24 protein-coding genes and 1 tRNA gene are annotated in these 24,525 nt (G+C 64.5%); 17 read left to right on the top strand and 8 right to left on the bottom strand.

What is annotated here, in order from left to right:
- Window positions 1–24: 24 nt before the first annotated feature.
- Window positions 25–1,665: a Na+/H+ antiporter gene (locus J3R73_RS24240; protein ID WP_307433301.1), complete on the bottom strand. Its 1,641-nt coding sequence runs from the start codon at window positions 1,663–1,665 to the stop codon at window positions 25–27.
- A gap of 512 nt (window positions 1,666–2,177) precedes the next feature.
- Between J3R73_RS24240 and J3R73_RS24245 the strand changes: the two genes are divergently transcribed.
- The 3 genes from J3R73_RS24245 (at window position 2,178) to J3R73_RS24255 (ending at window position 4,551) form a co-directional block, all read left to right on the top strand.
- Window positions 2,178–2,873: a hypothetical protein gene (locus J3R73_RS24245; RefSeq protein ID WP_307433303.1), complete on the top strand. Its 696-nt coding sequence runs from the start codon at window positions 2,178–2,180 to the stop codon at window positions 2,871–2,873.
- Between the two features lie 294 nt (window positions 2,874–3,167).
- Window positions 3,168–4,123, top strand: a protein-coding gene (locus J3R73_RS24250) for an IS630 family transposase (RefSeq protein ID WP_370879838.1) whose coding sequence is annotated in 2 segments (ribosomal slippage) — window positions 3,168–3,516 and window positions 3,516–4,123 — 957 coding nt in all. Because the reading frame shifts where the segments join, the coding sequence is not laid out codon by codon here.
- Window positions 4,120–4,551 (top strand): contact-dependent growth inhibition system immunity protein, encoded by a 432-nt coding sequence (locus J3R73_RS24255; RefSeq protein ID WP_307437659.1) that lies wholly within the window; start codon window positions 4,120–4,122, stop codon window positions 4,549–4,551. The genes J3R73_RS24250 and J3R73_RS24255 overlap by 4 nt, the downstream gene beginning before the upstream one ends.
- A gap of 1,837 nt (window positions 4,552–6,388) precedes the next feature.
- On the opposite strand, the gene rpsI is transcribed toward J3R73_RS24255, so the two are convergent.
- From rpsI to J3R73_RS24270, 3 genes are all read right to left on the bottom strand, one after another.
- Window positions 6,389–6,865, bottom strand: coding sequence for a 30S ribosomal protein S9 (rpsI, locus tag J3R73_RS24260; RefSeq protein ID WP_307433308.1), 477 nt, complete (start codon window positions 6,863–6,865; stop codon window positions 6,389–6,391).
- A gap of 4 nt (window positions 6,866–6,869) precedes the next feature.
- Window positions 6,870–7,331, bottom strand: coding sequence for a 50S ribosomal protein L13 (rplM, locus tag J3R73_RS24265; RefSeq protein WP_307433311.1), 462 nt, complete (start codon window positions 7,329–7,331; stop codon window positions 6,870–6,872).
- A 228-nt stretch (window positions 7,332–7,559) separates the two neighbouring features.
- Entirely contained in the window at window positions 7,560–8,123 is a 564-nt protein-coding gene (locus J3R73_RS24270) for a nitroreductase family protein (protein WP_307433314.1), read from the bottom strand.
- 264 nt (window positions 8,124–8,387) lie between these two features.
- Here J3R73_RS24270 and J3R73_RS24275 point away from each other — a divergent pair, with 264 nt between their 5' ends.
- The 4 genes from J3R73_RS24275 (at window position 8,388) to J3R73_RS24290 (ending at window position 11,939) form a co-directional block, all read left to right on the top strand.
- Entirely contained in the window at window positions 8,388–9,326 is a 939-nt protein-coding gene (locus J3R73_RS24275) for an RgsD C-terminal domain-containing protein (RefSeq protein ID WP_307433317.1), read from the top strand.
- A 94-nt stretch (window positions 9,327–9,420) separates the two neighbouring features.
- The gene (locus tag J3R73_RS24280) at window positions 9,421–9,768 is read left to right on the top strand and encodes an ArsR/SmtB family transcription factor (RefSeq protein ID WP_307433320.1); all 348 of its coding nucleotides are present in this window, start codon (window positions 9,421–9,423) and stop codon (window positions 9,766–9,768) included.
- Window positions 9,761–10,243 (top strand): SRPBCC family protein, encoded by a 483-nt coding sequence (locus J3R73_RS24285; RefSeq protein WP_307433322.1) that lies wholly within the window; start codon window positions 9,761–9,763, stop codon window positions 10,241–10,243. Before J3R73_RS24280 ends, J3R73_RS24285 begins: the two co-directional genes overlap by 8 nt.
- 388 nt (window positions 10,244–10,631) lie before the next feature.
- Entirely contained in the window at window positions 10,632–11,939 is a 1,308-nt protein-coding gene (locus tag J3R73_RS24290) for an MFS transporter (RefSeq protein WP_307433325.1), read from the top strand.
- A 34-nt stretch (window positions 11,940–11,973) separates the two neighbouring features.
- Here J3R73_RS24290 and hisI read toward each other — a convergent pair whose 3' ends face one another.
- A complete protein-coding gene (gene hisI / locus J3R73_RS24295) occupies window positions 11,974–12,384 on the bottom strand; it encodes a phosphoribosyl-AMP cyclohydrolase (protein WP_307433328.1) in 411 nt (136 codons plus the stop codon).
- Window positions 12,385–12,417: 33 nt separating this feature from the next.
- The gene (gene folE, locus J3R73_RS24300; RefSeq protein WP_307433331.1) at window positions 12,418–13,068 is read right to left on the bottom strand and encodes a GTP cyclohydrolase I FolE; all 651 of its coding nucleotides are present in this window, start codon (window positions 13,066–13,068) and stop codon (window positions 12,418–12,420) included.
- Between the two features lie 153 nt (window positions 13,069–13,221).
- On the opposite strand from folE, the gene J3R73_RS24305 reads away from it, so the two are divergent.
- The 4 genes from J3R73_RS24305 (at window position 13,222) to thrS (ending at window position 16,439) form a co-directional block, all read left to right on the top strand.
- Entirely contained in the window at window positions 13,222–13,674 is a 453-nt protein-coding gene (locus J3R73_RS24305; protein WP_307433333.1) for an iron-sulfur cluster assembly scaffold protein, read from the top strand.
- 108 nt (window positions 13,675–13,782) lie between these two features.
- The gene (locus tag J3R73_RS24310) at window positions 13,783–14,109 is read left to right on the top strand and encodes a hypothetical protein (RefSeq protein WP_307433335.1); all 327 of its coding nucleotides are present in this window, start codon (window positions 13,783–13,785) and stop codon (window positions 14,107–14,109) included.
- 1 nt (window position 14,110) lies between these two features.
- On the top strand, window positions 14,111–14,431 hold the full coding sequence (yidD, locus tag J3R73_RS24315; protein ID WP_307433337.1) for a membrane protein insertion efficiency factor YidD: 321 nt from the start codon (window positions 14,111–14,113) through the stop codon (window positions 14,429–14,431).
- Window positions 14,432–14,480: 49 nt separating this feature from the next.
- Complete coding sequence (thrS, locus tag J3R73_RS24320) at window positions 14,481–16,439, top strand: threonine--tRNA ligase (RefSeq protein ID WP_307433340.1); 1,959 nt, start codon at window positions 14,481–14,483, stop codon at window positions 16,437–16,439.
- 118 nt (window positions 16,440–16,557) lie between these two features.
- On the opposite strand, the gene J3R73_RS24325 is transcribed toward thrS, so the two are convergent.
- On the bottom strand, window positions 16,558–17,250 hold the full coding sequence (locus J3R73_RS24325; protein WP_307433344.1) for a TetR/AcrR family transcriptional regulator: 693 nt from the start codon (window positions 17,248–17,250) through the stop codon (window positions 16,558–16,560).
- A 720-nt stretch (window positions 17,251–17,970) separates the two neighbouring features.
- On the opposite strand from J3R73_RS24325, the gene J3R73_RS24330 reads away from it, so the two are divergent.
- The gene (locus J3R73_RS24330) at window positions 17,971–19,020 is read left to right on the top strand and encodes a HoxN/HupN/NixA family nickel/cobalt transporter (RefSeq protein WP_307433348.1); all 1,050 of its coding nucleotides are present in this window, start codon (window positions 17,971–17,973) and stop codon (window positions 19,018–19,020) included.
- Between the two features lie 134 nt (window positions 19,021–19,154).
- On the opposite strand, the gene J3R73_RS24335 is transcribed toward J3R73_RS24330, so the two are convergent.
- Window positions 19,155–19,230, bottom strand: a tRNA-Thr gene (locus J3R73_RS24335).
- A 151-nt stretch (window positions 19,231–19,381) separates the two neighbouring features.
- Between J3R73_RS24335 and J3R73_RS24340 the strand changes: the two genes are divergently transcribed.
- The 5 genes from J3R73_RS24340 (at window position 19,382) to J3R73_RS24360 (ending at window position 24,505) form a co-directional block, all read left to right on the top strand.
- On the top strand, window positions 19,382–20,746 hold the full coding sequence (locus J3R73_RS24340) for an L-serine ammonia-lyase (protein ID WP_307433351.1): 1,365 nt from the start codon (window positions 19,382–19,384) through the stop codon (window positions 20,744–20,746).
- Window positions 20,747–21,061: 315 nt separating this feature from the next.
- Window positions 21,062–22,120 (top strand): phosphate acyltransferase PlsX, encoded by a 1,059-nt coding sequence (gene plsX, locus J3R73_RS24345; protein ID WP_307433355.1) that lies wholly within the window; start codon window positions 21,062–21,064, stop codon window positions 22,118–22,120.
- Window positions 22,120–23,097 carry a beta-ketoacyl-ACP synthase III gene (locus J3R73_RS24350; protein ID WP_307433358.1) on the top strand — a complete coding sequence of 326 codons (978 nt, stop codon included), beginning with the start codon at window positions 22,120–22,122 and terminating at the stop codon, window positions 23,095–23,097. The genes plsX and J3R73_RS24350 overlap by 1 nt, the downstream gene beginning before the upstream one ends.
- Window positions 23,098–23,390: 293 nt before the next feature.
- Entirely contained in the window at window positions 23,391–23,708 is a 318-nt protein-coding gene (locus J3R73_RS24355) for an integration host factor subunit alpha (RefSeq protein ID WP_307433362.1), read from the top strand.
- A gap of 140 nt (window positions 23,709–23,848) precedes the next feature.
- Window positions 23,849–24,505 carry a MerR family transcriptional regulator gene (locus tag J3R73_RS24360; protein WP_307433366.1) on the top strand — a complete coding sequence of 219 codons (657 nt, stop codon included), beginning with the start codon at window positions 23,849–23,851 and terminating at the stop codon, window positions 24,503–24,505.
- The last annotated feature ends 20 nt before the right edge of the window (window positions 24,506–24,525 follow it).

The raw sequence follows: 24,525 nt of genomic DNA on the forward strand, positions 1-24,525 counted from the left end.
GGTCTCCTGTCATGGCCAAGCGGTTCAAACGCTGGTCAGCCTCGCCTCCAGCAGGTCGACCTCGCGGATGAGCGTGCGGAGCCTATCCTGGCCGAGATGGTGGCTGCGGGCCAGCCGGTAGAGCTCGGCCCGTTCGGCCCGCAGGCCGGCGAGGCGCAGCTCGCGCTCGATCCGTTCGGCCTTGCGCATGAGGGCGGCCTCGTCGCCGCTCTTCGAACGTCCGTCGATGCGCACGCGATAGGCCTCCATCACCCGGGCGGCGATGTCCGCATAGATGTCCGCGTCGATCTTGCCTTCGCTGATGTCGTGCTGGGCCTGCTCGATGGCGTTGATCGCCGCCTGCGCGGCGGCGATGCGCGCCCGGTCCTCCTCCTCCTGATGCGACGGCTCCGGCGGCAGCTCGACGCCTTTCAGCAGGCGCGGCAACCCCACGCTCGCCGCCGCCAGCGAGACGATGATCACGCCCGCGGCGAGAAAGATGGCAAGGTCGCGCCCCGGGAAGGGCGAGCCGTCCGGCAGCGTGAGCGGCAGGGTCAGGATGCCCGCCAGCGTCACCGCGCCGCGCACGCCGGCGAGCGAGGTGGCCGCCACCAGCCGCCAGCCGGGCACGAAGACCTTCCGCCCGCGCCGCGCGGCGCGGAACAGCGTGAACTGCAGCGAGGTCCACCCCCAGACGAAGCGCAGCAGCGCCAGCGCCAGGCTGATGACGACGACATAGAGCACCAGCCAGACCGGCTCGTGATGGCCGGTATCGTGCACCACCTCGGCGGCGCGCGACACGATCCCCGGCAGCTGCTCGCCCAGCAGGACGAAGATGACGCCGTTCGCCGCGAACTGCACGGTGTCCCACACGGCGGCCCGCCGCACGCGCGTCACCGCCAGCGCCTGCCCGGTCTGCTCGGCATAGCTCATCGAGATCCCCGCCGCGACCGCCGCCAAAATGCCCGAGCAATGCAGCTTCTCGGCGATCAGATAGGCGCCGAAGGGGATGAGCAGGCTGATCAGGATCTGCGATCCCGTCTCCTCGCCGACCCGGCGCGACACCCAGTTCTTGGCAAGCGTGGTCGCCGTGGTGACGGCGACGCCGGTGGCGACGCCGCCGAGCGCCACCCACACGAAGGTCCCCACCGCCTCGACGGGCGAGAAGGTCCCGGTCATCGCGGCGGCGACGGCGAAGCGCATGCAGACGAGGCCGGAGGCGTCGTTGAGCAGCGATTCGCCTTCGAGGATATGCATCAGCCGCTTGGGGATCGGCACCCGCGCCGCGATGGCCGACACGGCGATCGGATCGGTCGGCGACAGGATCGCGGCCAGGGCGAAGGCCACCGCCAGCGGCATGCCGGGGATCAGCCAGTCCATGAAGAAGCCGAGCCCCAGCACGGTGAAGAACACCAGGCCGAGCGCCAGTTCCAGGATCACCCCCTTGTCGCGCAGCAGGCCGTCCTTCGGGATGCGCCATCCGTCGAGGAACAGCAGCGGCGGCAGGAAGAGCAGGAAGAAGATCTCCGGCTGCAGCCCGACGCCGAGATCGCCGATGGCCGACAGCGCCGCGCCGAGCCCGATCTGCACCAGCGGCACCGGCACCGGCGTCGGCGAAAACCGGGCGAGCGCCCCGCTCGCCACCACGGCAAGCAACAGCGTCAGGACGACAGCGACCGTTTCCACGCACAACCTCGGTTCGGGAATCACAAGCTTCGCGCGCAGCATAGCCGAGCAGGAGCGAGGTGGCCGCCCCTGCGACATTCGGGATGGGGTGCGCGCGCGGCGGGCTTCGCGGGAGGAGGAAGGGCGACGACAGCCGCCGAGAGCCCTGTCGGCGGCCCGCTACCCGGCGAGCGACGTCGTAGGGCCTATCGGGAACGACGCCACGAGCCAGAGGCTGGATATTGCGACTACGTAAAGTACGGGGGATTGTTGAATGAATGCACTATGAACGCACCGGAGATGCAAACGGTGCTTTCCGTTAACCACAGATATTGTATATTCCGCTCGCGGATTCACGAAAGCTCGGTGAGCATCGATTTTTTACAGAAAAGGCGGGCCGCCGTCGGGCGAATAATCTAATGAATATTCCCCATCAATTCGCGTGTAAATAAACGTAATATATCTCCGCAGGTGCCGGATGTAATATTTACCCTCAGATATTCGTAGCGTTCATCGACAGCGGAATTTAAAATATGTCGAAATTTTATTATGATCATGTTGAAAACGAACTGCTGCATGACGAGATTTGGGCGGATGCGAGGGCTCATTTCTCTTCGAAGAACGCCATCTTGTTGACAAGAGAAATTTCAAACGAGATGAATTTCCATATGTTATTCGACCTGAGACTAACGTTTGGGCCGGATCATTATGAGCTTTATCTCGCGATACCAAAATCGGATCGAAGAAACATCGCGATTCCTTTTGACCTGGCGGATCACGGCCAAATCAAAATAAATAATTTTTCTATTCAAAATACAGTCGAGGATTTTATAAATAAAAATCTATCTGGAAAAATATATATGTTCTCATGCGACAGGAATATCTGCAATTCTGTAGCAAGTGAATCTTTTTCGTACGACGATCTTCTCAGTATTTCTCTTACAAACTTGAATACTCCGATAATTATTTTTGATGATACCTTGTCGATAGCTGCATTTTTTCATTTTGATTTCAATGTAACTATAATCAGTTTGCCGCGGGGTTCCCGCGTGCTTCTGGGCGGCGCCGAGGATGCATGGTGGAGACGGTATTTCATCGATCATTTCCGCGACGCGGCATACGGAGGAGAAGTACACGTGCGTGGAATTATCGAGAATTATTTTTTCCCTCTCGGGTTGGCCACCGCGGCAACGTCAGCGGACATCACAGCTGCTCAGGCAACGTCTTGACTATGAAGATATTGCATTTGATGCGAGTGCAGTCGACGCGCTCGCACCGTCACGGCGTGAGCATTGGGGAGAGGAATGTGCAAGTTTGATGGTTCAGAGCCCGAGTACCGGACATTCAACAATGTCGTGTTCGGCTCCATGTTGCCGCAGACCGTCAAACTGTCAGGCGCCTCGCTGCGTGAACTGAGTGGCAACAAAATTCTAGAGCGGAATTTGTCTGAGTGGAATCGGAAGGGATTCCACTGGATGGCTTAGTGTGATTCATAGGTTTCCGGGCTATTCCGGAGATGAAGCATGACGAAGCGTGGTGAAGCCTATTCGCAGGATTTGCGAGATCGTGTGCTTGGGGCGCTGGATAGCGGGATGTCGGCGAGCACAATCGCACCAATCTTCAGGGTGAGTGTGTCCTACATCTACAAGGCGGCCGCGCGGCGGCGCGCGACGGGGGAGGTCAGTGCCCGCCCCCAGCGCAATCATGTTCCGCTCAAGCTTGCCAAGCATGAAGAGGTTCTGCGGGCCAAGGTCGCGGCTGATCCGGATGCGCGTGTCGCGGATCTGCGGGCCTGGGCGGAGGAAGAATTGGGGGTCAGCATCAGCCATGCCCCGATGTGGCATATGCTCAAGCGGCTTGGGCTGACATATAAAAAAAGACGATCCACGCCAGCGAGCAAAAACGCCCCGATGTCGCGGCCGCTCGCCGCAAATGGCACAGCAACCAAATCTGGCTGAGGCCCTCGCGTCTGGTCTTCATTGACGAGACCTGGGCCTCGACCGCGATGGCGCGCCACTACGGCAGGTGCAAGCGCGGACAGCGCCTGATCGACTACGTGCCGCATGGCCATTGGAAAACCACGACCTTCATTGGCGCTCTGCGCAGCGGGGGATTGACAGCTCCCTGCGTGCTCGACGGCCCAGTCAACGGCGATTGCTTCAAGGCCTATGTCGCGCAGATCCTCGTTCCCACCCTCAATTACGGCGATATCGTCATCATGGACAATCTGAGCAGCCACAAAGTCCCGGGTGTGCGCCAAGCCATCGAGGCCGCAGGGGCGGAACTGCTTTACTTGCCCGCCTACTCCCCCGATCTCAATCCGATCGAGAACCTCTTCGCAAAGCTCAAAGCTCTCCTGCGCGCGGCTGCAACCCGATCCATCCACGATCTCTGGGACGAAATCGCCAAAACTCTCCCGCGCTTCTCCCCGTCCGAATGCAGAAATTACTTCTCTAATGCTGGATATTCTACAGTCTGAACAATTTCGCTCTAGCCGATCCTCCTTTCGAAACGGGCCTTACTCGCCAGGTGGCGGATGCCTGGGTCGTACCTGTGTCACGGTTGACCTGCACCCAAGTCACCATGTTGGTTGTCCAGAAATTCGGGTTGAAATGGCTTGCAAAGCCGGTCGCAGTCTTTGTGCGCACCAATCCAACTGTCGAATGCCGCTATTACCCTGGGGACCTCACCTTCGCGGCGCTGACGGCGCATGCCGAGCTGCTGCAGCATGCGCCGGAAGAAACCAAAGCGTGGCTCAAGGGAGACTTCGATTGGGTGCCAAAGACGTACGGGTTCACCAGGCACTTCACGGAGGAAGCCCTCGCGTTGCTGGCTGAAGCGCGTCGTCTCGCACGCCTGCGACAATATCGGCTGCCCTCGCGACGGAGATTGAAGGATGCCCGGTAGAGGCGGCGGCCATGCCCCGGGCAGTGAAGGCGGCGGCGCGCACGGCTTCGGAGAGGAGGAAGGCGGCCATGGCACGGCGACAGGCCGGCCGGGCAGACTTACGGCCATCTACACTGGTCGCTGACCGACTCGTATATCGCCCGCGCGGGCGTCCCGCCACTATGCGCTGCGATAAGAGGAAGAGGCGCATTTTTGTCATACCCGGGCTTGTCCCGGGTATCCAGACTTCGTCCGGCATGAGGCAAGCGGCCCGGCTGGATTGCCGGGACAAGCCCGGCAATGACAATCCTGAACCGGTATAGGCCAAAAAGCGCTTCATCTCGGCGCATGGAGCGGGACGTCCGCGCCAATGGATCGCGTTCGGCATGGACACGGGGATCGGGCGAGCAGAGCTTCCCAACAGACTGCTGGCAGCGCCTGACGCGATCCATCAGGCAGCGCAGTCGATAAGAACAAAACAAGCACAAACCTTGACATCCTCCCTTCGCCATGGCCTACTTTCCCTCGGAACGAAGCGCGGCGGGGCCAAGGTTCGCGATACCGCCCCGTGCCTTCCACCCACTCCGGCCGATCCCGGTTTATGCCTGCGGCGCGCCAGCCGCATCGAGGTGCTTGTCCAATTTCGTCCTGGCTTGGAAACCAAGGACGGGGCCGGCGCCGGGAGGGATCGCTGCAGACCGCCCCATTGCTCTCACGGGCGATGCCGGGACCGCCGACATCCGGTAGCGCCGGGTGTGCGATCACCCGGCCGTCAGGTCTGCACACGGGGCTCGATGAGGAACCTGCCGGGATCGGGCCGCCTTCGGGCCTGCCCTCGATCCCGCGCGAGACAGGAGAGACGCCGGCCGCCCGCCGAACCGTCCGAAAGGATGGGATGGCGGCATGTCCAGGCCGGATCGCCTTGTCGGACGCCGGCGGCCGGCAAACCCGGCCCGCAGCGTCCGCGGCCGCAGCAGCACGGGGACCCGGCTGCCCGGCCGGCGGGGTGCGGCGAAGACATAAGCCGTCCGCCAAGGCCCCTGTCCCGCCGTTCCGTGGGTGAGGCTTGCGCGTCCCGACTGGCTTCCCTGGCCCGGAAGCCGTGTTGGGATGTGTGGCCTGTCCGGCGTGGCTGGCAAGGGAGGGAACCGTGCCCTCCGGCGCCGGCGATGCCTCCCGTCCGGCAATCCGGTTCAGGCCGAAGGCTTGATCCGGATCGATGGGAAAGAGCCGGGCTTCGGCGCGTTGCCTGTTGGCGCGCCCGGCCCGGCGGGAAAGGGGCGACGGCGGCCTTGCACAACATGCGAGGCCCGCTTCCTCACGACCACCGATACACACTGCACCACGGCTGACACCAGACCAGCCGTCGTCGCCCCGATCTTCCCTTGCACAATCCGGTCCGATCAGGGCGCGGCGATGAAGACGCGTGCCTGCAGAGCCATCACCGTCATCCCGTGCGCACGGCACCCCGCAGGGGTGCGGTGCAGACACGGGACCGCGTGCAGGATGAGGTTCCTTCTGCACGCGATCCCGGATCTGCGATGCGTCACTGACGTGCCGCATCGCGTCCGGGATGACACACCCGCGCTGTCGCCGCCGGTTCGGCGCTCTTCCCTGGGAGCGCGGGCGTCTCGCCCGCTCTTGCCGACCCCAAGTGCAACGCCTCAATCGGCGAGCGCGGCGTTTCCAGAGCGGGCGAGACGCCCGCTCTTGCCAACCCCAAGCGCAACGTTTCAACCTTCGAGCGTCACGTTTCCAGGGCGGACGGGACGTCCGCGCACCCGGGAGGGGCGAGCCCATACGAAAGGGGCCGGCAAAAGCCGGCCCCTTGTAAAGTCTCGTCGATCCGAAAGCGAACTTAGCGCTTCGAGAACTGGAAGGAGCGGCGGGCCTTGGCGCGGCCGTACTTCTTGCGCTCGACGACGCGGCTGTCGCGGGTGAGGAAGCCTTCCTTCTTCAGCGGCGTGCGCAATTCCGGCTCGAAATAGGTGAGAGCCTTGGAAATGCCGTGGCGCACCGCGCCGGCCTGGCCGGAGAGGCCGCCGCCGGCGACCGTGACGACGACGTCATACTGGCCGGTGCGGTTGGCGACGGTGAGCGGCTGCTGGATCAGCATGCGCAGCACCGGGCGGGCGAAATAGACGTCGAGCTCGCGGTCGTTGACGATGATCTTGCCGGGGCCCGGCTTGATCCAGACACGCGCGATGGCGTTCTTGCGCTTGCCGGTCGCATAGGCGCGGCCATGGGCGTCCAGCTTCTGGACGTGACGGGGTGCCTCGACGGCACCGCTCACGGCGTCGCCGAGCGACTGGAGCGAATTGAGCGTATCGGCCATCGGATCAGACCTTCACATTCTTGGCGTTCATGGCGCCGACGTCGAGCGGCTCGGGCTGCTGGGCCTCGTGCGGATGCTCGGCGCCCTTGTAGACGCGCAGGTTGAGCATCTGCTTGCGGCCGAGCGGGCCGCGCGGCACCATGCGCTCCACCGCCTTCTCGACGATGCGCTCGGGGAAACGGCCTTCCAGGATGAACTTGGCGGACCGTTCCTTGATACCGCCCGGATGGCCGGTGTGGTGATAATAGACCTTCTGATTGCGCTTGCGGCCGGTGAACACCACCTGCTCCGCATTGATGACAATCACGTTGTCGCCGCAGTCGAGATGGGGCGTGTAGGTCGGCTTGTGCTTGCCGCGCAGACGCATGGCGATCACCGAAGCAAGGCGGCCCACGACGAGGCCCTTCGCATCGATGACGATCCATTTCTTCTCGATATCGGCGGTCTTGAGCGTAAAGGTGGACATGGTCTCGCCTGAAGTTGCGCTGTCGATCCGACGGTTGAAAAAACGACCAGACAGCCGGGGCACGGCCGCTGGCGACCGCACCCGCTGGACGATGAATGCCATCGACTGCCGAGTTGACGCGCTTCTACACGAGAGCACTGCAGGCGTCAACGCGACATTTGCATGAAGAGGCAAAAATTCCCGTTCAAAAACAATGCCTTATATCATAGGTATTTTAATACCATGGATTCAGCTGAAATGATGGGTGATCTCGGCCAGGTTGGGGCGCGGCCGGTCCGGCACCGCCTCCTTCGGCGTGCCGATATGCACGAAGCCGGCGAGCTTCTCATGCGAGGCGATGCCGAGCCTGGCGAGCACCTTGATGTCGTAGGCGATCCAGCCGGTCAGCCAGCTCGCGGCGAAGCCGAGCGCATGGGCTGATATCACCAGATTCTCGCACACCGCGCCGGCCGAGAGCTCCTGCTCCCACAGCGGAATCTTGGCGTGGTTGGCCGCCGTCGACACCACGCCGATCACCATCGGCGCCAGGGAGAAGCGCGTCCCTTCCTTGCGGCGCGCCGCTTCGTCGGCATCGGGATTGGCGGCCAGGAAGGCATCGAGCACGATGCGGCTCGCCTTCTCCCGCGCCGCGCCCTGGTAGATGACGAAGCGCCAGGGCTGCAGCTTGCCGTGGTCGGGCACCCGCGTCGCGATGGTGAGGAGCGTCTGCAGCTGGGCGGCATCCGGGCCGGGGGCGGTGAGGAGGGCGGGCGGGACCGAACGGCGGGTCTTCAGGAGATCGACGGCTTCCATCGGGACGGTTTCCTTGGCTTAGGCGGAGAGCCATGGGCGAGAACGCCCGCGAATCTCCGCAAGACTCTAGAAAGAACGCAGCAATCTTCGGGTCCATCCGTTGGTGGGCCCGAAAATTCCGGCGAGCGGGCCGCCCCATCGCAGGCGACGGCAGCGTTGGGTTAGAGTCGAACGGCGCGGATTACCAGCCCCCTGCCCTGCGCTTTTCCGCCATCCCCAGAAGATCAGGCTTGAAATAGCCGCCTTTCCATGGATCGTGGCGCCATGATACCCGCCCGTTTTCTCCCCGCTTTGCTGGCCCTCGCTTTCCTGCCGCCCCTGTCCGCACCCGGGATCGCCCAGGCTGCGGCCGAGGACGCGCCTCGCGACGCCGGGGCGGCGCCGTCCGGCAAGGCCGCGGACGCGCCGCTGCCGGGCGCGCCGCAGCAGGCGCCCGCCGCCATCGATCCCGCCTCCCTGCGCCGCCTCAGCCTCTCGGCCAGCTTCACCGAGAAGGGCGAGCGCATCCGCTCGGGGATCAAATGGCGGGTCTTCCGCACCCAGCCGGACAGCACGGACGTGACCAGGGTCGCCGATTCCGACGCCCCTGCCCCGACTTTCACCCTGCCGCCGGGCAGCTATATCGTGCATGCCGCCTATGGCCTGGCTGCCGTCATCAAGCATGTCGACATCGCCCAGAGCGCGGTGACGGATACGCTGGTGCTCAAGGCCGGCGGCCTGAAGGTGGAGGCATCGGTCGGCGACAGGCCGATTCCGCCGACCCAGCTGAGCGCGCGGGTGATGCTGATCCAGAGCACCGGCGAGCGGCATCTGATCGCCGAGGGCGTCTCGGCCACCAACATCCTGCGCCTGCCCGAAGGGCGCTACAATGTCGAATGCACCTATGGCGATTCCAATGCCGTGGTGTCGGCGGAGATCTCGGTGACGGCCGGCAAGCTGACCGAGGCGAATTTCCACGAGATGGCGGCGACGCTGACGCTGAAGCTGGTCAGCCAGCCCGGGGGCGAGGCCATCGCCAATACCGCCTGGTCGGTGCTCACGCCCGGCGGCGACGTGATCCGCGAATCGATCGGCGCCTTCCCCTCGCTCATCCTGGCGGAGGGCAACTACACCGTCGTCGCCCGCCATGAAGGCCGCGTCTACACCCGGGATTTCGACGTGAAGTCAGGGCAGGACGGCGACGTCGAGGTCATCGCCCGCTAAGCGTTCTCCAAAGAAGCCAGACGGCCCCGGCCGCTGCTGCGAGGCTTGACATGCAAGTCTTTACTTGCCTATATTCATGCAAGCAATCACTTGCATGAAGCTGCCCATGGCCGAACATCCCGATCCTGCCGACCTGCTGTTCAAGGCCCTGGCCGATCCCAGCCGGCGCAAGCTGCTGGACGTGCTGCACGCCCATGACGGCCGCACCCTCGCCGAGCTGTGCGCGCACCTCGACATGACGCGGCAGGGCGTGACGCAGCATCTCGATCTGCTGGAGGCGGCCAATCTCGTCGTCCCCCTGCGCCGCGGCCGCGAGAAGCTGCATTTCCTCAATCCGGTGCCCCTGCAGGAGATCTATGAGCGCTGGATCGCCAAATTCGAAAAGCCGCGCCTCAAGGCGCTTTCAACCCTGAAGCAAAGCCTGGAGAAAGACGATGACTAGATCGACCTTTGTCTATGTGACCTATATCCGCACCACGCCGGAGAAGCTGTGGTCGGCGCTGACCGATGCGGCCTTCACCAGACAATATTGGTTCGGCATGCGCTGCGAGAGCCAATGGACGGCGGGATCGTCCTGGCAGCTGATGTCCGGTGACGGCGCTATCTTCGATGACGGCGAGATCGTCGAGGCCGAGCCCCCGCGGCGCCTGGTCATCCGCTGGCAGCACCAGAACAAGCCGGAGCTCAAAATCGAAGGCCCCTCGCGATGCACGATGGAGCTCGAGCCCAGCGGCGGCGCGGTCAAGCTCTCCATCACCCACACCATCGAGCGCGAACCCTCGAAATTCATCGAAGCGGTGTCCGGCGGCTGGCCGAAGGTCATCTCCAATCTGAAGTCGCTGATGGAGACCGGCGCCGTCGCGCTGCAGGAGCCCTACCCGCCCGAGAGCGCCGGCGCCGGCGCCGGCAAGGCATAGAATTTCGGCCGCCGGAAAAAGCGTCTTTTGCCGAATCCACGTCGCAGGGCGACGAAAGAGCGTTCGCGGGCTTCTGAAAGACGGAAAACGGCGCTTGTTGACAAAGTGACGTTTTTTGAGGGCTCGCGCCCGCCGAGCGGGAACTCCGGCGCCGCCCGCGCGTTCTCTTGTCCAGGAAAAAACGCCGATTTCGCGATTCCCTGTCGCGCAGCCGGTATTAACGCCTCGGGGCGTGTCGGGAGCGGCGATTTTGCGTGCTGTTGACAAAGTCGCCCGCACTGCCCCGCGGCGCCATCTTGCCGTCGATCCCTCACGCGGTTAGTGACCGTGCCGTTGGCGCGGAATAAGGTCCGACTCGGGGCCGATGGGAACGACAAGGAAAAATGAGATGGCAGGAAAGGCGGGGGGCGCCGCGGCGCTGCGCGATGGCGCGCGGACGGGAGACATCGGCATCGGCCGCATCGTGCTGGCGAGCCTGGTCGGCACCACGATCGAATTCTACGATTTCTACATCTACGGCACGGCCGCCGCCCTCGTCATCGGGCAGACTTTCTTTCCCCAGTCGGCGCCGGGATCCCAGGCGCTCAATGCGTTCCTGACCTTCGGCATCGCCTTCCTGGCGCGGCCGATCGGCTCCATCCTGTTCGGCCATTTCGGCGACCGCATAGGACGCAAGTCGACGCTCGTCGCCTCGATGCTGGTGATGGGCCTGTCGACGACGCTGATCGGCCTGCTGCCGGGCTACCAGCAGGCCGGCGCGCTTGCGCCCTGGCTGCTGTGCATCCTGCGCTTCGGCCAGGGCATCGGCCTCGGCGGCGAATGGGGCGGCGCGGCGCTGCTCGCCACAGAGAATGCGCCGCGCGGGCGCCGCGCCTGGTTCGGCATGTTCCCGCAGATCGGGCCGGCGCTCGGCTTCTTCATGGCCAACGGCCTGTTCCTGCTGCTGCTTCTCGGCATGGACGATGCGAGCTTCATCGCCTGGGGCTGGCGCATTCCCTTCCTGATCAGCGCTGTCCTCGTCGCCATCGGCCTCTATCTGCGCGTCTCCATCACCGAGACACCGGCGTTCCGCCAGGCGGTCGCCCGCAACGAGCGCGTGAGCGTGCCGCTGGCCGACGTGCTCCGGCATCATTGGCTGCCGCTGATCCAGGGCTCGCTGTCGATCGTGGTCTGCTACGCCCTCTTCTACATCTCCACCGTGTTCGCCCTCGGCTATGGCGTCGGCACGCGGCACATCCCGCGCACGGAATTCCTGGGGATGCTGTGCCTCGCCGTGGTGTTCATGGCGGTGGCGACGCCGATCGCGGCGGCGCTCGCCGACCGTGTCGGCACGCGCAAGGTCCTTCTGGTGTCGAGCGCCCTCGCCGCCCTGTTCGGCTTCGCCCTGCCCCCGCTCCTCGGCGGCGAGAGCATCTTCGGGGTGCAGCTCTTCCTGTCGATGGCGCTGGCTTTGATGGGCCTGACCTTCGCGCCGCTCGGCGCCCTGCTGCCCTCGCTCTTTCCCACCCATGTCCGCTACACCGGCGCTTCCAGCGCCTATAATCTCGGCGGCATCATCGGAGCGTCCCTCGCGCCCTATCTGGCGCAGCTCCTGCTCGAACGGGGCGGCCTGCCATGGGTCGGCTATTACCTCACCGCCGCGGCCGTCATCAGCTTCCTCGCCGTATTCAGCATAGGCGAGACGGACGAGGTGTGAGAGAGCCCGACGGGGAGCGGAAAGGACGCGGCCCTCAGGCGTCGGCTGCCAATCGCACGGACGAGCCATCCGTCGCCGCCACCACCCGGTAGAAGCAGGAATGGCGGCCGGTGTGGCAGCATCCGCCGTCCCCGCCGACCTCGACCCGGATGACGAGCGCGTCCTGGTCGCAATCGGTGCGCATCTCGACGACGCGCTGGAGCTGGCCGGAGGTCTCGCCCTTGCGCCACAGCGCCTGGCGCGAGCGCGACCAGTACCAGGCCTCCCCCGTCTCCAGCGTCCTGGCGAGGGACTGGGCGTTCATATGCGCCACCATCAGCACCTCGCCATGCGCGGCGCCGACCGCGACGACGTTGATCAGGCCGTCACGGTCGAATTTCGGCGTGAAGGCGAGGCCCTCTTCCAGGGCGGCCTTGTCGCCGGGAGGCGCGAAGGAAATCGGCATGGGGGCATTCCGCGACACGAGGACGAGACCGGCCTATCTTGCGTTGTAGGTCCGGCGCACCATCGTCAGGAAGCGCATCTGCTCCTGCGGATCCTCCTTGAACACGCCGGTGTAGCCGGTGGTCACGGTGGAGATGCCCTGCTTCTGGATGCCCCGCATGGCCATGCACATATGCTCGGCCTCCATCATCACGGCGAGGCCGCGGGGGTTGAGATGCTCCTCGATCGCCTTCACCACGCTGGCGGTGAGGTTTTCCTGCGTCTGCAGCCGGCGGGCATAGATCTCGACCACGCGGGCGAGCTTGGACAGGCCGACCACGCCGTCACGCGGATAATAGCCGATATGGGCATGCCCCAGGATCGGCACGATGTGGTGCTCGCAATGCGAATAGAAGGGGATGTCGCGCACCAGCACGATGTCGCCATAGCCGCCGACCTCGTCGAACACCGTGTCGAGTTCCTCGGCCACGTCCTGGTCATAGCCGCCGAACATCTCGCGCCAGGCCTTGACCACGCGGCGCGGCGTATCGAGCAGCCCCTCGCGGTCCGGATCGTCGCCCGCCCACTGGATCAGCGTCCGCACCGCCGCCTCGGCCTCCTTGCGCGATGGCCGCTGGGCCACGGGCGTACGCGCGGCGTCATCCCGCTCCGGCTTGACGGGAAGCTTGTCCACAAGGAAATCCATCACGAGACTCCATCCGCCCCGCCCGGGTTCCCGCCCCGGAGCAACAACGGCCAAAATTCAATCATCTGCGCCGGACAAGAGGTTCGCCCCTCCCCAACGCCCATCGCATGCCTATATAGGTGAGATTGCAACGCCCGTAATCAAGCGTCCATCATGCTCGACGACGTCTATAATAAACGCATCCTCGAATTGGCAGCGAATATTCCGCGTATCGGCCATTTGCCGCACGCAGACGCCGCTGCCACCGCTCATTCGAAACTCTGCGGCTCGACGGTTTCGATCGAGCTGGCGATGGAAGGCGGCAAGGTTTCGGATTTCGCCCATATCGTCAAGGCCTGTGCGCTCGGCCAGGCCTCCTCCTCCGTTATGGCGCGCAACATCATCGGTGCGGACGCGCAGGAACTGCGCGCCTTGCGTGAAACCATGCGCCGCATGCTCAAGGAGAATGGCCCGCCGCCGGAAGGGCGCTTTGCCGAAGCCGCCGTGCTGGAGCCCGTGCGCGACTTCAAGGCGCGCCACGCTTCCACCCTGCTGACTTTCGACGCCGTGGTATCCGCCCTCGACCAGATCGAGGCGCGCAGCAAGGCCGCCGGGCAGGAAGCCTGACCAAAGGCTCGATTGTGGCGGAGAGGCCGAACTCCGCCCTTGAACTCGCCCGATTTTCGGCAAATGTGGAGCATTGCTCACGAGGCGGCGACTGCCGGATACCTATCTATGAAGATGATTTTGCGACGGACCGTCAAATCGGGCCTGATCGGCGGGAAGAAGTTCGAACTCACCACCCGGCTCGAGAGCGAGAAGGACCTGGCGGCCCTGTTCAAGGGCTATCCGGACGAACTCGTGCTCGCCTACAAATCCGTCTTCGGCGATCGCAGCGTCTCGCTCAAGCGCAGCGAATTCCTCCGGGGCGCCCGATTCTCGCTGACCTCGCTGAACGAAATGATCGAACTGGAAGAAAGGCTGCAGACGGCGCTGGACCAGGTCCGCCGCATGGCCGAGATCGTCGAGACCTTCGAGACCGACATCGCGCTGCAGGAATAGCATGGTCCTCCCGCGTCTGGCCGCCCGCCTGCTGATCCGCACCTACCGGATCACGCTGTCCTCGCTGATCGGACGGCAATGCCGCTATTTTCCGAGCTGTTCGGAATATGCGGACGAGGCGATCGGGCTCCACGGCGTGTGGGCCGGCACATGGATGGGGCTCTTCCGCATCTGCCGATGCCATCCTTGGGGCGGCTCGGGCCTCGATCCGGTGCCCGAGCGATTGCCGCCGGATTCGGCCTGGTATAAACCGTGGCGCTACGGCCGGAGGCTGCCTTTCGTCTGCGAGGCGGCGCCGACGGCCGATCCGCACCAGCAATGAACCGAATCGCTTACCTGCTTGGTTGGCAGGAGTGAGCCTGGAGAAGAATATGCCTGTTCTGACTTTCCCCGACGGCGTCCAGCGTCCCTATGAGCCCGGCATCACCGGCAAGGCCGTCGCCGAGGGGATTTCCAAATCCCTGGCGAAGAAAGCCCTCGCGATGAAGATCGACGGGGTCCTGACCGACCTCGCCGAACCGATCGGCGCCGACGCCCGCATCGAGATCGTCACCCGCGAGAGCCCCGAGGCGCTCGAACTGATTCGCCACGACGCCGCCCATGTCATGGCCGAGGCCGTGCAGTCGCTCTGGCCCGGCACGCAGGTCACCATCGGTCCGGTGATCGAGAACGGCTTCTATTACGATTTCTTCCGCAACGAGCCCTTCTCTTCCGAGGATTTCCCGAAGATCGAAGCGAAGATGCGCGAGATCATCGCGCGCAATGCTCCCTTCACGCGCGAGATCTGGAGCCGCGACAAGGCTCGCCAGGTCTTCCGGGACAAGGGAGAGAGCTTCAAGGTCGAACTCGTCGACGCCATCCCGCCGGACCAGGACCTCAAGATCTATTACCAGGACGGCTGGTTCGATCTATGCCGCGGGCCGCACATGGTCTCCACCGGCCAGATCGGCAGCGCCTTCAAGCTGATGAAGGTTGCCGGCGCCTATTGGCGCGGCGACAGCAACAACCCGATGCTGACGCGCATCTACGCCACCGCCTGGCGCAACCAGGAGGAACTCGACCTCTATCTCAAGCAGCTCGAGGAAGCGGAGAAGCGCGACCATCGCCGCCTCGGCCGGGAGATGGACCTGTTCCATTTCCAGGAGGAAGGACCGGGCGTCGTCTTCTGGCACGGCAAGGGCTGGACGATCTTCCAGGAGCTCATCGCCTATATGCGCCGGCGCCTGAAGGCCGACTACAAGGAGGTCAACGCGCCGCAGCTGCTCGACAAGTCCCTGTGGGAGATCTCGGGCCACTGGGGCTGGTACCGCGAGAACATGTTCATGGCCAAGTCGGCCGGCGAGGATACCGACGATGATCGCGTCTTCGCCATCAAGCCGATGAACTGCCCGGGGCATATCCAGATCTTCAAGCATGGCCTGAAGTCCTATCGCGACCTGCCGATGCGTCTGGCCGAGTTCGGCGCGGTGCACCGTTACGAGCCCTCGGGCGCGCTGCACGGGCTGATGCGCGTGCGCGGCTTCACGCAGGACGACGCCCATATCTTCTGCACCGATGCGCAGATGGCGGCCGAATGCCTGAAGATCAACGAGCTCATCCTGTCGACCTATGCCGATTTCGGCTTTGACGAGATCGTCGTGAAGCTGTCGACCAGGCCCGACAAGCGCGTCGGCTCGGACGATCTGTGGGATCGCGCCGAGGCGGTGATGATACGCGTTCTCGAGCAGATCGAAGAGGAATCGGGCGGCCGCATCAAGACCGGCATCAACCCCGGCGAAGGCGCGTTCTACGGGCCGAAATTCGAATACACCCTCAAGGATGCCATCGGCCGGGACTGGCAATGCGGCACCACGCAGGTCGACTTCAACCTGCCCGAGCGTTTCGGTGCGTTCTTCGTCGATTCGGACGGCGAGAAGAAGACGCCGGTGATGATCCACCGCGCCATCTGCGGCTCGATGGAGCGCTTCCTCGGCATCCTCATCGAGAACCATGCCGGGCATTTCCCGCTCTGGCTGGCGCCGGAGCAGGTCATGGTCTGCACCATCACCAGCGAAGCCGACGCCTATGCGCAGGAAGTCGTCGCCGCCCTCACCAAGGCGGGCCTGCGGGTGGAATCCGATCTGCGCAACGAGAAGATCTCCTACAAGGTGCGCGAGCACTCGCTCACCAAGACGCCGGTGATCTTCGCACTCGGCAAGAAGGAAGGCGCGGAGCGGACCGTCTCGATACGCCGTCTCGGCTCGCAGCAGCAGCAGACGCTGCCGCTCGACGACGCCATCGCCATGCTGGTCGACGAAGCGATGCCGCCGGACCTGAAGCGGCGGGCCTGACGGCGCCGGGAAGTCGGCAATGGCGGCCTCCGGCCGTCATTGCCCTCGCAGGCAGGATGATTCTGGCACTGCCGATCCCTCGGACCGGTGACCGGGCCGACAGGGCGCCTGTGCCGGCCTAGGCCTGGGCGGCGGCCGGCTCGGCGAACTCGGCCTTGGATGGTTCCGCCTTGGAGATCTCAGGCTTGGATATTTCGGGCTTGGCCGGAGCGTTCAGGGCGACGCCCTGAAGCACCGTATCCATCACGCGATCGACATAGCCCTGGTCCGGCGGCGAGACGGTGGAGAGGAACTTGAACAGGATCGGCGTCAGGATCATGTCCACGATCAGGTCCGGATCGACATCCTCGCGGATCTGTTTCTTGTGCATGGCCGAAATGATGAAGGCGCGGGCAATGTCATGGCGCCTCTTCAGCAGGATCTCGCTGAAGCGCTGGCGGAAGGCCCGCTCGAACTGCGCCTCGGCGAACAATGCACGGTAGGCGCCCTCCATCACCGGGCTCGGCAGGTAGACCGCCAGGCGATGCATGTAGGCGCGGAAATTCGCCAGCGGCTCCCCGCCGACCACCACGGGCGGCAAGGCCTCGGTATAGCGGGTGAGGAAGGCATCGAGCAGCAAGTCGGCCTTGCTGTCATACCAGCGATAGATCGTCTGCTTGCCCACGCCGGCGGAGGCTGCGATGCGCTCCACCGAAATGTCCCGGTAAGGCGTCGATTCGAGAAGATCCGCGGCGGCGCACAGAATAGACTTGTGGGTTTCCATGCACCGCGGCCGTCCGACGGGCCGGGCCGTCTGCTGAGCAATGGCCACGAGAGCACTCCTATCTGAGGGTTAAATATATTGTAGACATACCGTCTCGTATATAAACGCTTTGTTGTCTATTTGCAATGCTTGTGGATCGAGGTTCGATTCCCTCATGACGCGCAAGAACGGCGTCGCAGCGTTTTTTACGCCAGGTTCCGCATGCCGGCCCGCCAAGAACGGAACAGCCTGCGCCCGCCGTCAAGCTCACGCAGCCGCAATTTCGCCCAAATCTCGATCACGGCCGATCACAAAAAATTCAATCCGGAGCGTCTCGTTTCGCATTGCCCGGCGAGACGCGCCGTCTTATAAACCTTGGCAACGGCTGGTTGTAGCCGGCGCGGGTTCCACTCGCAGCACACCGACGGAAGTGACATCGGCCTGTTGCAACCCTCGCTTATGATTGGAGCCATCGCCAATCGGTAACGATTGCGAGTACGTAATTATAGATGACAGCGCCCTTCGGCGCCGCCTGCAAGACAGTTGCGAGATATATAGTCAGACGCCGTGCCTCCCAACAGGCACGGCGTCTTTTTGTCAACAAGTTCGATTTGCAAAATCGCACGTCGAGCTTCGATATCCTGATGCCTCTCCTGCAGCGGCGGCCGCCGGCATGCGAACGCCGCCCAGCCCGGCTGCCATGGCCGCGACGCCCTTTCCGTGATTGACGGTCGCATGCTGCCCGCTTTCATGGCAGCATGCCGGCGCGCACAAGAAGAGAGCAGTCAATTGCGGGTAAATCCATTCGACGATCGGCCGTCTGCGGCCAGGGCCAAGGCCGTGACGATTTTCGCCATCCTCGTCGCCATCAATATCGGCGCGTGGATGTGGGCATGGTCGGCTTTCGCCGACCGCCCGGCGCTGCTCGGCACCGCCTTCCTCGCCTATATGTTCGGCCTCCGGCACGCCTTCGACGCCGATCACATCGCCGCCATCGACAATGTCGTGCGCAAGCTCATCCAGGAGGGCATGAAGCCCTATTCGGCCGGCTTCTTCTTCTCGTTCGGACATTCGACCGTCGTCGTGCTCGCCTCCGTCGCCATCGCCGCGACGGCGGCGGCCATGCAGGGCCCGTTCGAATCGTTCCACGAGGTCGGCGGCATCGTCGGCACGCTGGTTTCGGCCCTGTTCCTGCTGGTCATCGGCATCGCCAACCTCTTCATCCTCAAAGGCATCTGGTCGGCCTTTTCGCGGGTGCGCCGGGGCGGCAGGATCGTCGACGAGGATCTGGACATGCTCCTGGCCGGCCGCGGCCTGTTCGCCCGCCTCTTCCGCCCGCTGTTCCGCGTCGTCGCCCGGTCCTGGCACATGTATCCGATCGGCTTCCTGTTCGGCCTCGGCTTCGACACCGCCACCGAAATCGGCCTGCTCGGCATCTCCGCGACGCAGGCCGCCCAAGGCCTGTCCTTCTGGACCATCCTGGTCTTCCCTGCCCTGTTCACGGCGGGCATGTCGCTCATGGACACCGCGGACAGCGTGCTGATGACCCGCGCCTATGGCTGGGCCTTCGTCAATCCGATCCGCAAGCTGTGGTACAACCTCACCATCACCGCCGCCTCGGTCGTCGTCGCGCTGTTCATCGGCGGCCTCGAGGCGCTCGGCCTGATCGGCGACAAGCTCGGCCTCGAAGGCCGCTTCTGGGGCGTCGTCGGTGACCTCAACGGCAATCTCGCCAATTTCGGCTATGTCGTCGTGGGAATCTTCCTCGCGAGCTGGATCGTCTCGACCCTCGTCTATCGCGCCAAGGGCTATGACCGCCTTCAGACCGGCCGGCCCTGACGGCAGCGCGCGGCCTTGCTTGCCCTCGGCGCAGGCAGGCCGCCGATCGCGCGCGTATTGAGAGGCATTTGTCGCAATTCGCTGCGCCGCCCGGCGAACCCATTGCTCGATCGCCGAGGACCGCTGCAGGAGTCTGGTGCCGGTTGCGTGAATCGAACACGCGACCTACCGCTTACAAGGCGGTTGCTCTACCAGCTGAGCTAAACCGGCGTCGGTTTTGGGGTAGCAATTCGGGCTCTGCCGCGCAAGTTTCCCGTGCAACGAAAATCGATGTAATATCCTGTACGCTTCGTTCCGAAACGGCGCGCTTCGATTGTTGCAGTCCAGCGTCGCACTCAACGCCCGAGGGAACACCGCGCCGATGATCAGCGTCTTCGACATCTTCAAGATCGGCATCGGCCCCTCTTCGTCCCACACCGTCGGGCCGATGCGCGCGGCCGGACGCTTCGTCCAGTCCCTGCGGCGGCAGGGGCATTTCGTGCACACCCACCGCATCGAGACGGTGCTCTACGGCTCGCTCGCGTGGACGGGTCACGGCCATGCCACCGACATCGCCGTCATCCTCGGGCTCGCCGGCGAGGAGCCCGAGACCGTCGATCCCGAAGCGGTCGCCGCCATCGTCGAGGAGGCGGGGGCCAGGAACATGCTGGCGCTGGGCGGCCGGCGGGCGATGAGCTTCGAGCGAACCCGCGACATCGTGTTCGACCGCAAGACCCCCGCCAAGGGCCATCCGAACACGCTCTCCTTCACGGCGTGGGACGAGGACGGCACGGCCCTGCTCACCGAATTCTACTTCTCCATCGGCGGCGGCTTCGTGCTTGCGGAGGGCGAGAACCCGGCGGCGGCCCAGGCTCTCGAGGTTCCCCATCCCTTCCGCAGCGGGGCGGACCTGCTGCAGATCGGCAGGGCGCACGGCCTGACCATCGGCGGCATCGTGCTCGCCAACGAAACCGCGAGCCAGCCGGAGGCCGTCATCCGCGAACGCCTGGCGCATCTGCGGACCGTGATGGACGCAGCCATCGACAGGGGCATGAGCATCGAGGGCGAATTGCCGGGCGGCCTGCGCGTCAAGCGCCGCGCCAAGGCCCTGCGCGAGCGCCTGCTCGCCGATGCCGGCCGCAACGTGCGCGCGCCCCATGAAATCATGGACTGGGTGTCGCTCTTCGCCATCGCCGTCAACGAGGAGAACGCCGCCGGCGGGCGGGTGGTGACGGCGCCGACCAACGGGGCGGCAGGCATCGTGCCGGCGGTGCTGCGCTATTATCGCGATTTCTGCGACTATTCGGAGGCGGGCGCGGACGAATATCTCCTCACGGCCGCGGCCATCGGCATGCTCTTCAAGATGAACGCCTCGATCTCCGGCGCCGAGGTGGGATGCCAGGGAGAAGTCGGCGTCGCCGCCTCGATGGCGGCGGGCGGGCTCGCCGCCGCGCTCGGCGGCACGATCGAGCAGGTCGAGAATGCGGCCGAGATCGGCATGGAGCACCATCTCGGCATGACCTGCGACCCCATCGGCGGTCTCGTGCAGATCCCCTGCATCGAACGCAACGCCTTCGGCGCCAACAAGGCGATCGCCGCCGCCTCGCTCGCCCTGCGCGGGGACGGCACCCACAAGGTGAGCCTCGACCAGGTGATCACCACCATGCGGGTGACCGGCGCCGACATGCAGTCCAAATACAAGGAGACCTCACAGGGCGGTCTCGCGGTCAGCGCGGTGGAGTGCTGAGGCGGCTCGCCGCCCCTCCCCTCCGGCACGCGGGAATCGGGGCACCCCCGGCGATGCGGATCTTGCCTTGCGCCCATCTGCCGCTATTGTTCGCCTGCCCCGGCGCCCGGCCGTCCGACGGGCGGCAAAACAGCGAAGCGATCATCATTTTGTCGAAAGAATCAGCAAAACCTCCGCAATGCGAGTGGCCCGGTTCTGAAATTCGAAACGTCGACCTTCGCTGCACTCTTGTAGTCCCCAGGCTTTTGCTGCAAAACGCAGCGCCTTCCGGACCATGCGTGGCGGATAGACGAAAACAGGGCACCTGAGCGATCCATGGCTTCGAAAATTCGTATCGCTCTCGACGCGATGGGCGGCGACCACGGACCCGCCGTCGTCGTGCCCGGCGCCGATGTGGCCCTGACGCATCATCCGGATCTGAGTTTCGTCTTCTTCGGCGACGAGAAGATCATCCGTCCCCTGCTCGAAGCCCATCCCAAACTCGCGGCGGCGTCGAGCGTCCATCACACCGACGTCGCCATCCGCATGGACGACAAGCCGAGCCAGGCGCTCCGCTACGGCCGGTGGAAGTCGTCGATGTGGCTGGCCATCGAAGCCATCAAGAATGGCGAGGCCGACGCCACGGTGTCCGCCGGCAACACCGGCGCGCTGATGGCGATGGCACGTTTCTGCCTGCGGACCATGGCGGAGATCGAGCGCCCGGCCATCGCCGCGCTGTGGCCGACGCTGCGGGGCGAATCGATCGTGCTCGACGTGGGCGCGTCCATCGGCGCCGATTCGGAGGCGCTGATCGACATGGCGGTGATGGGAGCGGCCATGGCCCGCATCGTGCTCGGCCTGGAGCGACCGACCGTCGGTCTCCTCAATGTCGGCGTCGAGGAGGTCAAGGGCCTTGAAATGGTGCGCGAGGCGGGACGCGTCCTGCGCGAGGCGCATCTGCCGGGCATGAAATATCACGGCTTCGTCGAAGGCGACGACATCGGCAACGGCACGGTCGACGTCGTGGTGACCGAGGGCTTCGCCGGCAACATCGCGCTCAAGACAGCCGAAGGAACGGCCAAGCAGATCGCAAGCTATCTTCGCTCCGCCATGTCGCGCACCCTGATGGCGCGGATCGGCTATCTCTTCGCCCGCGGCGCCTTCGCCTCCCTGCGCATGCGGCTCGATCCGCGCCGGGCCAATGGCGGGGTTTTTCTCGGCCTCAGGGGCATCGTGGTCAAGAGCCATGGCGGCACGGACGCCGAGGGCTATGCGGCCGCGATCGACCTGGCCTATGACATGGTGAAACAGGATCTGATGACCAAAATTACGGAAAGCCTGAGCTTCGACCACCGCGCCATCACGGCCGCCGCGACCAGCACGGACGCGGCATAATGGCAACGCTCAGATCCGTCGTCAGGGGTGTCGGCTCCTATCTGCCGGCGAACCGCGTCACCAATGCCGACCTCGCCAAGATCGTCGATACCTCCGACGAATGGATCGTGCAGCGCACCGGCATCCGCGCCCGCCGGCGGGCCGCGGACAATGAAGTGACGTCGGACCTCGCCACCCGGGCAGCCGAGCGCGCGCTGGAATCGGCCGGCCTCACCGCCGCCGACATCGACCTCATCGTGCTCGCGACCTCGACGCCCGACAATACGTTTCCCGCCACCGCCACCACCGTCCAGGCCAATCTCGGCATGACACATGGCGCGGCGTTCGACGTGCAGGCGGTGTGCACCGGCTTCGTCTACGGCCTCACCATCGCCGACAATTTCCTGCGCAGCGGCTCGGCCAAGCGTGCCCTCGTGATCGGCGCCGAGATCTATTCGCGCATCCTCGACTGGACGGACCGCACGACCTGCGTGCTGTTCGGCGACGGCGCGGGCGCCGTCGTGCTCGAAGCGACGATGAGCGACGGTTCGATCCAGGACCACGGCATCCTCGCCGCGCGCCTGCGCTCCGACGGCCGGCACAAGTCCAAGCTGCTGGTCGACGGCGGCCCCTCCTCGACGGGAACCGTCGGGCACCTGCGCATGGACGGCAAGGAAGTGTTCAAGCTCGCCGTCGGCATGGTGCCGCAGATCCTCAGCGACACGCTCGACGATGTCGGCCTGCCTTTCGAGGCGGTCGACTGGTTCGTGCCGCACCAGGCCAACCGGCGGATCATCGACGCCACCGCCGAGAAGCTCGGCCTGCCCCCGCACAAGGTGGTGCTGACGGTCGAGGAGCATGCCAACACCTCCTCGGCCTCCATCCCCCTCGCGCTCGACGTCGCCGTCAAGGATGGCCGCATCAAGAAGGGCGATCTCGTCCTTCTCGAGGCGATGGGCGGCGGATTCACCTGGGGTGCGGCTCTCATCCGCTGGTGACGGCGAGATTCCGTCGATCGCGCCCGGGGCCCGGCGGCGGAAGCAAAGCTCGCCGACGATTGGAGGTTGACCTGAAGTCAATTCGTCAATAGCGTCGCGTTTTCAGTGACATAGAGTCGGGTCTTGAATCTCGGCTACACTGATGTGTTTTGCGGGGCGGATTTACGGCTTGGGTTCTGCTCTTGCCGGGCGTTGAATTCCTTTCAATGCGCAATCTCGAGCTGCACAAATCGGGAAGCAGACCGGCAGCCTGTTGGGAGGCAGTCCGTCTCAGAGCAAGGGGTGTGACAGCGATGGCGGGAAATACCGTCACAAGAGCAGATCTTTGCGAAGCAGTGTATCAGAAGGTCGGCCTGTCTCGGACGGAATCCTCCGAACTCGTCGAACTGGTCCTCCATGAGATATCGAGCTGCCTCGAACGTGGCGAGACGGTGAAGCTGTCCTCCTTCGGCTCCTTCGTGGTGCGCTCGAAGGGCGAACGCATCGGCCGCAATCCGAAGACGGGCAAGGAGGTTCCGATTTCACCGCGCCGGGTGATGGTGTTCAAGCCATCCAACATCCTGAAAGCCCAGATCAACGGCGAGACGACCGAGGGCGTTTCGGAGGATTGAGGTGCCATCGGAGGCCTTCAGGCCGGCATCGCTGATGTTTTGGTTAGGAAGTTTACGATAAACTCTTGTCATTCATAAGAGAATCGGACGACTGATAACAGAGGGCGTTTTGGTGCCCGAACGGGTCAGGAGTTCTGCGCATGGAAAAAGCGCCTGACGCATTTCGCACCATCAGCGAGGTCGCCGACGACCTCGATCTGCCGCAGCATGTGCTGCGTTTCTGGGAAACCCGCTTCATACAGATCAAGCCGCTGAAGCGCGGCGGCGGTCGGCGCTATTACCGGCCCGACGACATCGATCTCCTCAAGGGGATCCGCTATTATCTCTATGGCGAAGGCTACACCATCAAGGGCGTGCAGCGCATCCTCAAGGAGCGCGGCAACCGCCATGTCATGGAGGTCGGCCGGGCGCAGAATGAGAATTATGCCCCGCCGGTGGCCCTGATTCCGCGGGCCGACGAGGAAGAGCGGCGCCGCGAGCGCGCCGAATGGCCGGAGGCCGAGATCGACGCGGACCTGCTGACCGAGGACGACGATGCGGCCGCAACGCCGGAGGATCGCATCGAGCCGACCTTCGAGAGCGTGGGCGCCGGCCCCGAAGACGACATCCTTCCTTCCCAGCACAGCCTGGCCTTCGCCGCGCCCGTGTCGGAAGCCAGCGTCTCGCCGCCGCCGCGGCCCGAGACGCGCCCCGGCCCGCCGCCGGCATCGCCGCTGCGGGACGATCGCCGCCGGCTGCAGGCCGTTCTCCTCGAACTCGGCGAATGCAAGCGGATCCTCGACGCCGCCCGCGGCTGACGGGAACCGGCTTCGGCCCT

Source organism: Labrys monachus, from assembly GCF_030814655.1.
Classification (GTDB): domain Bacteria; phylum Pseudomonadota; class Alphaproteobacteria; order Rhizobiales; family Labraceae; genus Labrys; species Labrys monacha.